12 protein-coding genes are annotated in these 12,572 nt (G+C 71.4%); 8 read left to right on the top strand and 4 right to left on the bottom strand.

What is annotated here, in order from left to right; genetic code table 11:
• Nucleotides 1-14: 14 nt before the first annotated feature.
• A complete protein-coding gene (locus ACIA8K_RS18090) occupies nt 15-842 on the bottom strand; it encodes an alpha/beta hydrolase (protein ID WP_396060173.1) in 828 nt (275 codons plus the stop codon).
• A gap of 94 nt (nt 843-936) precedes the next feature.
• On the opposite strand from ACIA8K_RS18090, the gene ACIA8K_RS18085 reads away from it, so the two are divergent.
• From ACIA8K_RS18085 to ACIA8K_RS18070, 4 genes are read left to right on the top strand one after another with little or no spacing between them, the layout of a single operon-like run.
• Complete coding sequence (locus ACIA8K_RS18085; RefSeq protein WP_396060171.1) at nt 937-1,770, top strand: ABC transporter ATP-binding protein; 834 nt, start codon at nt 937-939, stop codon at nt 1,768-1,770.
• Nucleotides 1,767-2,606 carry an ABC transporter permease gene (locus tag ACIA8K_RS18080; protein ID WP_396060169.1) on the top strand — a complete coding sequence of 280 codons (840 nt, stop codon included), beginning with the start codon at nt 1,767-1,769 and terminating at the stop codon, nt 2,604-2,606. The genes ACIA8K_RS18085 and ACIA8K_RS18080 overlap by 4 nt, the downstream gene beginning before the upstream one ends.
• Nucleotides 2,603-3,724, top strand: a complete 1,122-nt coding sequence (locus ACIA8K_RS18075) for a sensor histidine kinase (RefSeq protein WP_396060167.1) — start codon at nt 2,603-2,605, stop codon at nt 3,722-3,724. The genes ACIA8K_RS18080 and ACIA8K_RS18075 overlap by 4 nt, the downstream gene beginning before the upstream one ends.
• Nucleotides 3,721-4,338: a response regulator gene (locus tag ACIA8K_RS18070; protein ID WP_396060165.1), complete on the top strand. Its 618-nt coding sequence runs from the start codon at nt 3,721-3,723 to the stop codon at nt 4,336-4,338. Before ACIA8K_RS18075 ends, ACIA8K_RS18070 begins: the two co-directional genes overlap by 4 nt.
• Before the next feature lie 284 nt (nt 4,339-4,622).
• Here the strand turns inward: ACIA8K_RS18070 and ACIA8K_RS18065 are convergent, their stop codons facing one another.
• A complete protein-coding gene (locus ACIA8K_RS18065) occupies nt 4,623-6,635 on the bottom strand; it encodes an OmpA family protein (RefSeq protein ID WP_396060163.1) in 2,013 nt (670 codons plus the stop codon).
• A 156-nt stretch (nt 6,636-6,791) separates the two neighbouring features.
• Between ACIA8K_RS18065 and ACIA8K_RS18060 the strand changes: the two genes are divergently transcribed.
• Genes ACIA8K_RS18060 through ACIA8K_RS18050 form a run of 3 tightly spaced genes read left to right on the top strand, consistent with a single transcriptional unit; the run spans nt 6,792 to nt 9,126 of the window.
• Complete coding sequence (locus ACIA8K_RS18060) at nt 6,792-7,370, top strand: copper chaperone PCu(A)C (protein ID WP_396060161.1); 579 nt, start codon at nt 6,792-6,794, stop codon at nt 7,368-7,370.
• A gap of 2 nt (nt 7,371-7,372) precedes the next feature.
• Nucleotides 7,373-8,557 (top strand): Dyp-type peroxidase, encoded by a 1,185-nt coding sequence (locus ACIA8K_RS18055; RefSeq protein WP_396060762.1) that lies wholly within the window; start codon nt 7,373-7,375, stop codon nt 8,555-8,557.
• Entirely contained in the window at nt 8,554-9,126 is a 573-nt protein-coding gene (locus ACIA8K_RS18050) for a copper resistance protein CopC (protein WP_396060159.1), read from the top strand. Before ACIA8K_RS18055 ends, ACIA8K_RS18050 begins: the two co-directional genes overlap by 4 nt.
• Nucleotides 9,127-9,283: 157 nt before the next feature.
• Here the strand turns inward: ACIA8K_RS18050 and ACIA8K_RS18045 are convergent, their stop codons facing one another.
• The gene (locus ACIA8K_RS18045) at nt 9,284-10,471 is read right to left on the bottom strand and encodes a cytochrome P450 (RefSeq protein WP_396060157.1); all 1,188 of its coding nucleotides are present in this window, start codon (nt 10,469-10,471) and stop codon (nt 9,284-9,286) included.
• Nucleotides 10,472-10,710: 239 nt separating this feature from the next.
• On the opposite strand from ACIA8K_RS18045, the gene ACIA8K_RS18040 reads away from it, so the two are divergent.
• Nucleotides 10,711-11,403, top strand: coding sequence for a hypothetical protein (locus ACIA8K_RS18040; protein ID WP_396060155.1), 693 nt, complete (start codon nt 10,711-10,713; stop codon nt 11,401-11,403).
• 28 nt (nt 11,404-11,431) lie between these two features.
• Here the strand turns inward: ACIA8K_RS18040 and ACIA8K_RS18035 are convergent, their stop codons facing one another.
• Entirely contained in the window at nt 11,432-12,262 is an 831-nt protein-coding gene (locus ACIA8K_RS18035; protein ID WP_396060153.1) for a choice-of-anchor P family protein, read from the bottom strand.
• Between the last annotated feature and the right edge of the window lie 310 nt (nt 12,263-12,572).

Genomic DNA, 12,572 nt, shown 5'->3' with positions numbered 1-12,572 from the left:
GACACCCTTACAGATCAGGCACGTGCCTCGGTAAGTGCTTCCGCGAAGAAATCAAGGGAATCTTCAAGCGCCGGCACGTCGCCCGGATGGTTGAGGTGCCCGTGCAGCACGCCGCGGACCAGCAGCATCGCGACCGGCACACCGCTCTCGTCCAGCTGCCGGGCGAGCAGCTCACCCGACGGGCGCAGATCGTCGTACTCGCCGAGCAGGATCGCGGCCGGCGGCAGCCCGTCGAGCGCGCTGTTGCCGGGCAGCACCCCCTCGGGCAGCCCGGTGATCCGGCCGGCGTAGGAGCGGTACATGGCCTCGACTGACGCCGGTGGGTGCCGGACCGTGGGCGGCAGGCTCATCATCTCCACCCGGGTCACGTCGTCGAGCTCCGGAACCGGGAAGTGCACCACCGGATAGGCCAGCAGCAGCGCCCCCGCGTCCCCCGCACGCACGGCCGCCGCAAGCGCCAGGCTCCCTCCCGCGGACGCGCCGCCGATCGCGGCGGGCAGGTCCGGGTGCCGGCGCCGCAGCCACGTCCAGGCCGTATGCACGTCGTCGAGCGGCGCCGGATAGGGCTCCAGCCGGTAGTCGACGCTCACCACGAGCGCGCCCGCGCGCCGCGCCAGCTCCCCCGCGACCGTGTGCGCCTCAGGCATGTCCAGGTCGCCGCGGGTGAACCCGCCGCCGTGCGCCCACAGCAGCACGCGCGTGAACCCGGCCACCGGCGTGTAGACGCGTACCCGTACCCCGTCGGCTGTGGTCTGGGTGATCGAGACGGACGGGTGCACCCAGGGCGGGAGTGGAGCTGCGGGCCCGGACAGGTGCCTGGTGTAGTACGCATCGAGCGGCATGACACCCATCTAACCCGTGTCCATCGATCGGTGGACAGACGATTCCGTCCCCCGGTCGTCCCGCGCGCCGGAGAAAGCTCGAAGAATCGACGGCATGGCAGTCATCGAGGTGCAGGGACTGAAGAAACGGTACGGGCGGCACACCGCCGTCGACGGCATAGCGCTCACGGTCGAGCGCGGCGAGGTGTTCGGCCTGCTCGGCCCGAACGGCGCGGGCAAGACCACCACCGTCGAGATCCTGGAGGGCTACCGGCCGCGCGACGGCGGCGACGTGCGCGTGCTCGGCGAGGATCCGACCACGGCGGGGCGGCGCTGGCGGTCGCGGCTGGGGATCGTGCCGCAGGGCGCGCAGGACGGCGCGGAGCTGACCGTGCGGGAGATGGTCCGGCACGTGGCCGGCTTCTACCCGGCCCCGCGCGACCCGGAGTCGGTGATCGATCGGTGCGGCCTGACCGACAAGGCCGGCGCCCGGCTGCGCACCCTCTCCGGCGGGACGCGGCGGCGGGTGGACGTGGCGTGCGGCATCGTCGGCGACCCGGAGCTGCTGTTCCTGGACGAGCCGACGACAGGTTTCGACCCGGAGGCGCGGCGCGCGTTCTGGTCGCTGATCAAGGATCTGGCCGCGGACGGCACCACGATCCTGCTGACCAGCCACTACCTGGACGAGGTGGAGGCGCTGGCCACCCGGCTGGCCGTGCTGTCCGGCGGCCGGGTGGTGGCGGAGGGCACGCCGGGCGACATCGGCGGCCGGACCGCGGACTCGATCGTCAGCTGGCGGGACGACACCGGCCCGCACCGGGTGGTGACGCCGGAGCCGCTGCCGCTGCTTGCCACGCTTGTGGACAGGACCACGGCCGTGACCGACCTGCGGGTGCAGCCCCGCAGCCTGGAGGACGTCTACCTGGAACTGATCGGAGAGGCCGCATGACCGCCACGACTGTAACCGGGGTCGCGAGCCGGCCCCTGCCGTCCACGCTGCGGATCGGCCTGTCCCGCGGCGGCGCCGAGATCCGCCAGTTCTTCCGCGAGCGGTCCGCAGTGGTGTTCACCTTCGCGCTGCCCACGGCGATCCTGATCCTGCTCGGATTCATCTTCGACGCGCCGCTCGACGACGTGCCGGGCACCCGGCTGAGCCAGGTGTTCGCGGCCGGGATGATCGCCTACGGCATCCTGGCGACCGCGTTCATCAGCGTCGGCATCGGGATCGCGGGTGACCGGGAGGACGGCACGCTCAAGCGGCTGCGCGGCACGCCGGCCAGCGCCACGGCGTACCTCATCGGCAAGATCGTGCTGGTGGCCGTGACCACCGCCGCGGAGGTCGTGATGATGCTCGCGGCCGGGGTGCTGCTGTTCGACCTGCAACTGCCGAGCGACGTCGGGCGCTGGGTGACGTTCGCCTGGTTGATGGCGCTGTCGGTGGTGGCGTGCACGCTGCTCGGGATCGCGGCGAGCACGCTTGCCGGCTCCGCGCGCAGCGCCCCGGCCGTGATGAACCTGCCGGTGCTGGCGCTCCAGTTCACCTCCGGGATCTTCGTGCAGGTCTCGATGCTTCCGGATGCGATGCTGACCGTGGCGTCGTTGTTCCCGGTGAAGTGGATGGGCCAGGGCTTCCGGTCGGTGTTCCTGCCGGATCAGCTGGCCGCGCAGGAGGTGGCGGGTTCGTGGGAGCACGGCAGGATCGCGCTGGTGCTCGGCGCGTGGTGTCTGCTCGGCCTGGTGCTGTGCCTGGCGACGTTCCGCTGGACGGACCGGCGCACCCGGTGAGATGGCTGTGGCCGTGGGACGCGTTCCTCACCCTCGCACTGGCCGTGGTGATCGTGATGGTCGCCCGGCACGAGGACGCGTCCCCGGCCGCCCGCACGGTCGCGGTGACCGCGCTCGCGCTTGCCGCGGCCGCGTGGCTGGTCTGGGGTCACCGGATCGCGCGGCGCGAGGGCGAGTACCCGGTCGACGGGAACGCCTGGTTCGGGCTGGTGCTGGTAGCGCTGTTCACGGTCGCGGTGCTCGCGGACGAGATGAGCACGTTCGCACTGTTCGGCCTCTGCCCGATGCCGTTCCTGTGCCTGCCGAACCGCCCGGCGCTGCTCACCGCGGCCGCGCTGAACCTGACGCCGCTCCCGCTCGACCTGCTGCACGGCGCCGGCATCGAGGAGCTGCGGATCGACACCGGCATCGCGCTCATCGGCCTGGCGTTCTCCGCACTGATCGGCAACACCACCGACCGGATATCGCGGCAGAGCTGGGAACGCGCGCAGCTGATCGAGGAGCTGGAGGCGAGCCGGGCCCGGGTCGCGGCGCTGTCCCACGACGCGGGTGTGGCGGCGGAGCGCTCCCGCCTGGCCGCGGAGATCCACGACACGCTTGCGCAGGGCTTCACGAGCATCGTCACGCTCGCCCAGGCCATCGAGTCGGAACTGGACACCGACCGGGCCGCGGCCGACCGGCATCTGGCGCTGGTGCTGAGCACCGCGCGGGAGAACCTGGCCGAGGCGCGTGCCATGGTGACCGTGCTGGCCCCGGCGGACCTGCACGGGCGCACGCTCGCGGAGGTGCTGTCCCGGCTGGCCGCGGCGCACGACGCGACCTGCACGGTGGAGGCGGGCGACTTCCCGACCGCGGTCGAGGTGGTGATCGTGCGGACCGTACAGGAGGCGCTGACGAACATCCGCAAACACGCGCACGCGACCACAGTCACCGTCGACCTGGTCGGCAACCACCTGACGATCAGCGACGACGGCGTCGGCTTCCACACCGGCAATCACGACACCGGGGGGTACGGGTTGCGCGGCATGCGGTCCCGGGCCGGGCAGATCGGCGCACGCCTCACCGTCACGTCCGCACCAGGGGCCGGAACAACTATCGAACTGGACGTACCCTCATGATCAGGATCTTGCTCGTCGACGACCACCCGGTGGTCCGGGACGGCCTGCGCGGCATGCTCGGCGCCGAACCCGACCTGGACGTGATCGGCGAGGCCGGCTCCGGCGCGGAGGCGGTCACCGCCGCGCGTGCACTCCACCCGGACGTGGTGCTGATGGACCTGCGCATGCCGGGCGTGGACGGCGCGACCGCGACCGGCCTGATCCTTGCCGAACTGCCGCAGACCCGGGTCGTCGTGCTCACCACCTACGACACCGACGCGGACATCCTGCGCGCGGTCGAGGCCGGCGCGTCCGGCTACCTGCTCAAGGACGCCAGCCGTGCGGACCTCACCGACGCGATCCGGGCCGCCGGGCGCGGCGAGACCGTGCTTGCCCCGACAGTGGCGGGCCGGCTGGTACGCCAGGTCCGGCAACCGCAGGCGCCGCAGCTGTCCGGCCGGGAGATCGAGGTGCTGCGGCACGTCGCACAGGGACACACGAACGCGGAGATCGGCCGCCGGCTGCACATCAGCGAGGCGACGGTGAAGACGCACCTGCTGCGCGCGTTCGCGAAGCTCGACGTGTCCGACCGCACGGCCGCGGTCACCACCGCCATGTCCCGCGGGATTCTGTAGCTCTGTTTCTGGTCGTCGCTTCGCTCCTCCGGCTCGCCGCCACTCCCGGCGATGGCAGGCGACGACAAGACGAAGAACGTGTCTTGACGCCGCCCGCCATCTCTGGTCGCCCGCGTCTCACGAGGTGGTCAGGTCCCGCCGGGCTCAGGGGAGACTTCCACGGACCCGGGTCGTCCCTTCGCTCCTCCGGCTCGCCGCCATGACCAGAGATGGCGTCTCACGAGGTGGTCAGGTCCCGCCGGGGTCAAGGGAGACTTCCACGGACCCCGGCGGAAGACTTCTGGCTAGTAGCGGACGGTGATGACGACGCGGCGGTTGAACTTCTGGCCCTTGCCGAGGCCGTTGACGCCGCCGGCGCCGACAACGGTGATCGGGGCCGTGACGCCGAGCTTCCGCAGCTGGGCGCGGACCGCGTTGGCCCGCTTGAGTGCCAGCCGCTTGTTGGCCTTCTTCGCGGCCTTGCCCTTGCTGTCGGTCTCCGTGTAGCCGGTGATCGTGATGGCCTTGGCGGTGGACAGCGCGCCCTTGAGCTCGCTAAGCGTGCGCAGTGCCTTGGGTCGCAGCTTCGCGGAGTAGTGCGGGAACGTGAAGGCCTGCAGCACCACCGTGTTGTTGGCCGGCGGTGCGACGTTGGAGATGCTCTTGGCCTTGCACGTGTCGGACAGGACCACGTAGCTGGTGTCCTCGATCTTGGCGCCGCCGGGTGCGGTGCCGGTGAGCACGAGCCGGTGCGAGCCGCCTGTCACACACGCCTTGGCGGGCATGGTGATGACCGCGTTGAACGCGCCCGCGGCGTTGGTCGTGCCGCGTGCCACCTCGATCGGCGTGGAGTTCATTGTCAGCACGTAGGGCGACTGCGGCTCCAGGCCGCCACCGCTTACCGTCGCCTTGGCACCGGTGAGCGGCGCGTCGAGCGTCAGGTTCAGGTTCAGGTTGATCCGCGGCGGGTTCGACGGGTTCACCGGCGGCGGCGTCGTGACGACCGGGCCCGGCGTGGTCGGCACCACCGACGGCGGCACCACAGACGGCGACACGGACGGCACGGTGGACGGCGTGGCGGACGCGGACGGGACGGCCGACGGCGTCACCGACGGGACTGCGGACGGAACCGAGGTCACCACCGGGTCCGGCCCGAGGAACGGCGGCACCGACGGCGACGCCTTGATCTTCTGCAGCTTGATCAACATGCTGGGCGCGCTGAGGGTGGCGTAGATGTCACCGTTCGCGGCGACCTCCACCCCCGTCGGCTGGCCGATCTCCGTCTCGAGCGCCGGTCCCGCCGTCACCTGCGAGGAGGTCAGCGCGCTGACCGGGTCGACCCGGGCGACGGCGTTGCTTCCGAACTGCGGCTTGCCGGCGATCAGGCCGCCGATCCCGATCCCGCCGACCGAGAAGTCGGTGCTCATCTCCGTGATGACGCCGGCGTAGGAAGCGGTGTACAGCGTGCTGCCGGTCGAGTTCAGCGCCAGGCCGATCGGGCCCGGGTAGAACACCTGGCCCAGCACCTCCAGGTTCGGCGAGATCTGCAGGATGCGGCTCTCCTGGGTGTCCGACACGTAGAGCGTGCCGTCACCGGCGACCGCGACGCCGTTGGGCATGGCGATCGAGATGGTCCTCGCGTCCTGCAGCGGCGACGAGGGCGTCGTCGACGTGGCCCCGCCGTCGCCCGCGACCACCTCGATGGTGGCGGGGCTGGCGGTCACGTCGAGCCGCCCGACCTGGTGCTCGGCCTGGTCGCCGAAGTAGAGGTAGTTCCCGTGCGCCACCATCTGGGTGGGCGTGTTGACCTGGTTGTTGCTCGGCGGCCCCTCGACCCCGTTCCCGGCCACCTCGGTGAGGTCCCCGTTGGAGTTGGCCCGGTAGATGTACCCGGAGTCCGCGCTGCCGATGTAGAGGTGCCCGTTCAGCCACGCCAGGCTTACCAGCCGGCCGTTGTTGACGCCGTTGCGGGCCAGTGGCGGATTACACCCGCTGGGCAGGCCCGCGAAGATGGAGAGCTGGTAGTTCGGCGTGATCTTCTCGATGACGCAGTTGTTGGTGTCCGCCACGTAGAGGTTGCCGGCCGTGTCGAACGCCATGTCGGTCGGCTCGTCCATCCGCGACTGGATCGCCGGCCCGGGCGTGGGCAGGCCGCTCCCGGCGTTGCTGCCGGCGATGATCGACAGCTGGTAGAGCGTGGCCGGCGGGATTGACACCGGCTCCGCCGCCGACGGCGCGACGATCCCGAGCACCGCCACCATCCCGGCCCCGGCCGCCGCCGTACCGGCCGCCAAGCACTGTTTCCGAGAAATCCTCATTTATCCCCCGTTGCTGGAAAAACCCCGTCAAGTCAACTTTAGGATGATTTGCCCGATTCGTAGATCAAAATCGGCAACCTCACGGGGTACGCCGGGAACTGTTCGAGCCCTCCCGCCGACCAACCCGCCGAACGATCTTCGAGAAGGAGCAGTCACATGGGTTGGACTTCGCGGATGGGTGCCGGCATGGCGCTGGCACTGGCGCTCGGCGGCCTCGCCGCCTGCGGTGACGACAGCACAGCCGCCGCGCCGGCACCGAGCGCCACCTCCGCCGCGGCCGCGGCGACCACGGCCGGGCTGACCGTGAAGGACCCGTGGATCAAGGCGGCGGACACCGGGATGACCGCGGCGTTCGGCACGCTCGTCAACGGCGGCACGGCGGACATCACAGTGGTCTCGGCCGCGGCGTCCGTGTCCCCGATGATGGAGCTGCACGAGACGACAATGGTCGGCGGCGCCATGCAGATGCAGCCCAAGCAGGGCGGCTTCACCATCCCGGCCGGCGGCGAGCACGTGCTCTCACCGGGCGGCGACCACATCATGATGATGGGCCTGACCACGCCGGTGAAGGCGGGCGACGAGATCACCGTGACGCTTACCCTGGCCGACGGCACGAGCGTGCCGTTCACCGCGGTCGGCAAGCCGTTCACCGGCGCCCAGGAGTCGTACGCGCCAGGTGCGCACGGCTCGGCCATGCCGGAGATGACCGGGATGCCGACCGGGACCCATTCGTGACGATCAGCCGACGCGGGCTGTTCACCGGGGGCGCCGCCGCGATCGGCGGCGCCGTCGCCGGTGGCGTGGCGGTGGCGGCCCTCTCCCCCGGCGACGCGCCCACGGCCGCCCCGGCCGCGCCGCCGACGCTCGTCGACTACGGCCAGGCGATCGAACCGTTCTACGGCGACCGTCAGTCCGGTGTGGAGACCGAGGCGCAGGCGCACGGCGCGTTCGTCGCGTTCACGCTGCTGCCCGGCACCGACCGGACCGCGCTGGCCCGGATGATGCGGCTGCTCAGCGACGACGCGGCCCGGCTCACCCGGGGCGAACCGCCACTCGCCGACACGGAGGCGGAACTGGCTGTGGTCCCGGCCCGGCTGACAGTCACGTTCGGCTTCGGGCCCGGCCTCTACGCGGCGGCCGGAGTCCCCTCCCCGGTCGCGGAGCTGCCCGCGTTCCCGCAGATCGACCGGCTGGAAGAGCGCTGGTCCGGCGGCGACCTACTGATCCAGATCTGCGCGGACGACCCGATCACCGTCGCGCACGCGCAGCGCATGCTGGTCAAGGACAGCCGCCCGTTCGCCACCGTCCGCTGGGTGCAGCGCGGCTTCCGGCGCAGCGCCGGCATGGAACCGGCCCGGCAGACCCAGCGCAACCTGCTCGGCCAGCTCGACGGCACCGCCAACCCGGCCGCCGCCACCCCGTCGTTCGGCACCGCGGTCTGGCGGCCGGACGGCTCCACCCAGCTTGTCGTCCGCCGGATCCGCGCCGAGCTCGAAGCGTGGGACCTGCTCGGCCGCACCGACAAGGAGAACGCGGTCGGCCGGACACTCGGCACCGGCGCACCCCTGACCGGCGTCAACGAGCTGGACGAGCCCGACTTCACGAAGCTTGACGGCACCGGCTTCCCGGTCATGCCCGACTTCGCGCACGTCACCCGCGCCCGGCAGACCGACGACCGGCTGAAGATCGTGCGCCGGCCGTACAACTACGACGATGCGCCGGCCGCGGACGGCACCGCGGACTGCGGCCTGATCTTCGCCGCGTTCCAGGCCGACATCGTGAAACAGTTCCTGCCGATCCAGCAGCGACTTGCCGAGAAAGACCTGCTCAACGAGTGGATAACGCCGATCGGGTCGGCCGTGTTCGCGGTCCCGCCCGGCGTCGCCGAGGGCGGCTGGATCGGGCAGCAGGTGCTCGCATGATCCGCCGGGTGGCCGTGGCCGCGCTCGCCGTGTGCGTGGCCGCGCTGGTCCCGGCCACGCCCGCGTTCGCCCACAACCGGCTGACGTCGTCCGCACCGGCCGAGAACGCGCGGCTGGACACCGTACCCGCGGAGGTTGTTCTGGAATTCGCTGAGGCGCTCAATCCCGCGTATACCCAGATCATCGTGTCGGATGCGGCGAAGACGCGCGTCGCGGTCTCCGAGCCGGTCGTCGACGGCGCAAAAGCCACGATCACCTTCACGGGTACGCCGGGAGATGACGTCTACACGGTCGCGTACCGGGTGGTGTCGAAGGACGGGCACCCGGTGCAGGGGGCGTATGCGTTCACCGTGGGGGCCGGCGCGCCCGTGGCGGCACAGGTGACGAGTGCGGCCGCCGCGCCGGTCGCGGAGTCGTCGCCGATCGCACCGGGCGTGCTGATCGCCGCGTTGGCCCTCGCCGTCACGGCCGTCGCTGTCGCGGCGTTCGTCCTGATCAGACGCCGCCGGCCGGTCGCCGATCCGGTCGCTGCCGATCCGGTCGACGCCGATCCTCAGGCGGCGCCGTAGCCCTCCGGCCACCAGGCGTTGCCGCCTGATCGGCTGAGCCTGAGGCCGGTCCAGCGGGCGGCGTCGCCGCACGGGCCGAGCCTCGGGTGACGCCGTGAAGCCCTGCCGGAGGCACGTGGTGACCGGGGCCGTGCGGGAGCCCCGGTCACCCCGCCGCTCAGTCCCAGGCGACGGGCATCCGCTCCGGGCCGCGCGTGGACAGGCCCGCCTTCCAGCCGATGCCCGCCTCGCCCTCGGCCAGCCGCAGCCCGCGCAACCGCCCGAACAGCGTGCCGACCGCGACCTGCAGCTCCATCCGGGCAAGCGGGGCGCCGAGGCAGTGGTGGGCGCCGTGCCCGAAGCCGATGTGGGACACGCCGTCCCGCGTCAGGTCCAGCCGTTCGGCGCCGGGGAAGACCTCCGAGTCCCGGTTCGCGGAGGGGATCGACGGCAGCACCGGCTCGCCCGCGCGCACGAGCACACCGCCCAGTTCCAGATCCTCAAGCGCGTACCGTGGGATGCCGGTTCCCAACCCGAGCGGGACGAACCGCATCAGCTCCTCCACCGCGCGCGGGATGTCGTCCATCGCGGCCAGCTGCGCCGGGTGGTGCAACAGCACATACACGAAGTTCGGGATCTGCGACGCCGTGGTCTCGTGGCCCGCGATCAGGATCGCCTGCGCCAGTGACAGCATCTCCTCCTCGGAGAGCTTGTCGTGCTCGTCCCGCGCCTCGACAAGCGCGCTGATCAGATCGTCCCGCGGCTCCGCACGCCGCTTGCGGATCAGCCCGGCCATGTAGCCGTTCATCGCCCGCGCGCAGCTCACCACCTCGTCCTGCGGGTACCGCGTGGTCGACATGAACGCGTCCGACCAGTACCGGAAGTCGCCGCGGTCCTCGTAGGGAACGCCGAGCAGCTCACAGATCACCGCGACCGGCAGCGGCAGCGCGAAGTCCGCCACCAGGTCGGACGGCGGGCCCGCCGCACGCATGCCGTCGACCAGCTCGTCCGCGAGCCGCTGCACGCGCGGCCGGAGCTGCTCGATCCGCCGCATCGTGAACGCCTTCATCACCAGGCGCCGTAGCCGGCTGTGCTCCGGCGGGTCCATCCCGAGGATGTTCCCCGGCGGCGGGATCATCGGACGTACCCGCGGCTCGTCCCGGCCGGCCCCGGCCGCCCGGCTGAACCGCGGGTCGCCGAGCACGGTCTTCACGTCCTCGTAGCGGGTCGCGAGCCAGGCCGGCTCACCGTAGGGCAGCCGGACCCTGATCATCGGCTGTGCGCGCAGGTCCGCGAGGGTCGGGTCGGGGTCTAGCCGTTCCGGGATCGCGGCAGGAAAGCTGCGCGGTTCATCCACGGTCGTCATGGCGTCCTCCATCCGTCCACTCCAGACGTACGCCGCCTGACTTACGCTGTCAACAGCACCGACACGCCATTCGATCCGGCACTCCGCAATCGATCAAACCCACCACCCCACGCCCTCAGCGGTACGCCCCGCAGCCGCAACCCGCCCGGTCACCGCCGTACCGGTAGCGCCTCGGTCGTCGGCGGCATGGTATTCAGGACGCGGCGCACCGACCGCGCCACCTCGCCGATGGGGGAACGATGATCGACTTCAGGCTCTCCCGCTGGGCGGTCCGGCCATCCGCGGTTGCTGCCCTGGCAGCGCTGGTGACCACCGTGGCCCTCACCGCCTGCGCTGCTCCCCCCGGCGAACCCCAGGCCCCGCCGTCCACAGGCGTATCCGCGGCGGCACCACGCAGCAGCACCGCCCCGGTGTTCGCCGCGAACGACTACCGGCAGCTCGGCCTGTGCACGATCGACTGCACGACGACCGGCATACTCCCGTTCGATCATCCGCAGTGGGGGCCCACCTGGCTTCTCACCTTCCAGGGCGGCGGGCCCAGCGCGACCGTGCCGCACGAGTCCGGCCTGCTCGCGGTCGGCGACGACCGCACCGTCCACTGGAGCCGGCCTGGTGGCGACTGGACGGAGATCCACCCCGCCGAGCCGGCGACCGACCGCACCGGCCACCTGTTCGTCCTCTACAACCCGGGTCGCTACGACGGCCTGCTGGTGCTGGCCCCGACTCGAGCCGGTTTCGACGACTTCGGCTCACTTCCGGACGAGGCCGAACTGCCGACCTCCCGCTTCTACAGCGTCACACCCGTGGACACGGACAACGACGGCATCATCGAGATCCGCCAGGACCTCAACACCTGCACCCCGAACTGCGCCGAAGGCACCGTCGAGACCACTGTCCTCCGCTGGACCGGCTCCGACTACCAGCCGGAGTGACCGCTGAGTGTGACAGGTGCGGCCGCGATCAGCGGGCCATACGCAGCGTGGAGGAAAGATCGCGGAGGCGGTGGCGGCCGAACCAGAGCGCCGCACCGACGACGGCGCCGACTACGGGAAGGCTTGGTACCGGGACCGGCTGGATGACAGCGTTCTCGCCGCAGGTGGCTATGCCCAGGTCGGCGGCGAGCACGCTGCGCGCCTGGCTGATCCGGAGTGCGGTCGCGCGGATGCTGGCAGGGTCGGCGGGGGCCGAGCGCGCGTTCACCACAAGCGTGGCGACGCCGGGAATGTCGAGGCCGGTGTTCGGCGCCGTAGCCGGGGAAAGGTCGCGCAGCGGCAGGCCGAGCAGCAGCACTGACGCGTTCGCGAGCGTGACCTCGGCGGCCGGAGGCTGACCGGCGGCGGCGCGGCAGGAAGCGATGATCGCGTCCGCCTTGATTGTGGCCAGGCCGGCCAGGTCGATCTGGAGGCCTCCGCCGCCGGACGCCGTACAGGAGCCGTCCGCACCGACCGAGATCCAGCCGCCGGTACCGACCAGGCCCGCACACGAGGTCGACGTGCCGTCCGGGTAGGCGACCGCCTTCTGCACCAGCGCACCGGCCGTGATCAGCGGCTGCCGGCCGAGCAGTCCGAGAGTGGGGGCGGCTCCGGAGATCTGCGTCTCCTGCTCGCCGTTGTTGTCGGCAGCGCTGACGGGGGTGGCCGCGGTGCCGCCGAGCAGGGTGAGCGTGACCGCCTGGGCCCGTGCGGTAGAGGTGTTCGCCAGGGCCGGCGCGGGCTGGACCAGCAGCACCAGCAGGCAGGCTCCCACGGCGGTAGCCGTTCCGCGCGCCGCGATGCGCTGAAGTCTCTTCACGTCGTTTTCCCTGCCCCCGAGTCGCCGGATGTCCTCGCCCTGTCGGCCGCCATCCACGCACCTCGCGCCTTTGTGACCCGCTCGCCGCCCTCCGCTCCCCGTTCGCACCCCGAGCGCACATGTAGCCGCTCGCGCCACATCCGCTCACCGCTTCCTAGGAGGCTGGGTCAGTACTCGCTCAACATCCCGTCAGTGTTCCGAAGCGCAATCTCGATGCTCAAAGCGGTGAGTGCCGCAAAAGATAGATCAACTAGCGAAGTTGATCTATCTTTTGCGGCACTCACCGCTCCCATAACGGCGGCGGCGGAAG

The organism is Catenuloplanes sp. NPDC051500 (genome assembly GCF_044454585.1).
In the GTDB taxonomy this organism is placed as follows: Bacteria; Actinomycetota; Actinomycetes; order Mycobacteriales; family Micromonosporaceae; genus Catenuloplanes.
The sequence above is the reverse complement of the archived record's forward strand: the minus strand, read 5'-3'. Positions and strand labels throughout refer to the sequence as shown.

What these genes read in the sequence shown, in the direction of transcription:
- ACIA8K_RS18070 (WP_396060165.1), top strand. Translation starts at nt 3,721, where the DNA reads ATGATCAGGATCTTGCTCGTCGACGACCACCCGGTGGTCCGGGACGGC.
- ACIA8K_RS18045 (WP_396060157.1), bottom strand. Translation starts at nt 10,471, where the DNA reads ATGACGACCGTGGATGAACCGCGCAGCTTTCCTGCCGCGATCCCGGAA.
- ACIA8K_RS18090 (WP_396060173.1), bottom strand. Translation starts at nt 842, where the DNA reads ATGCCGCTCGATGCGTACTACACCAGGCACCTGTCCGGGCCCGCAGCT.
- ACIA8K_RS18050 (WP_396060159.1), top strand. Translation starts at nt 8,554, where the DNA reads ATGATCCGCCGGGTGGCCGTGGCCGCGCTCGCCGTGTGCGTGGCCGCG.
- ACIA8K_RS18085 (WP_396060171.1), top strand. Translation starts at nt 937, where the DNA reads ATGGCAGTCATCGAGGTGCAGGGACTGAAGAAACGGTACGGGCGGCAC.
- ACIA8K_RS18080 (WP_396060169.1), top strand. Translation starts at nt 1,767, where the DNA reads ATGACCGCCACGACTGTAACCGGGGTCGCGAGCCGGCCCCTGCCGTCC.
- ACIA8K_RS18040 (WP_396060155.1), top strand. Translation starts at nt 10,711, where the DNA reads ATGATCGACTTCAGGCTCTCCCGCTGGGCGGTCCGGCCATCCGCGGTT.
- ACIA8K_RS18065 (WP_396060163.1), bottom strand. Translation starts at nt 6,635, where the DNA reads ATGAGGATTTCTCGGAAACAGTGCTTGGCGGCCGGTACGGCGGCGGCC.
- ACIA8K_RS18060 (WP_396060161.1), top strand. Translation starts at nt 6,792, where the DNA reads ATGGGTTGGACTTCGCGGATGGGTGCCGGCATGGCGCTGGCACTGGCG.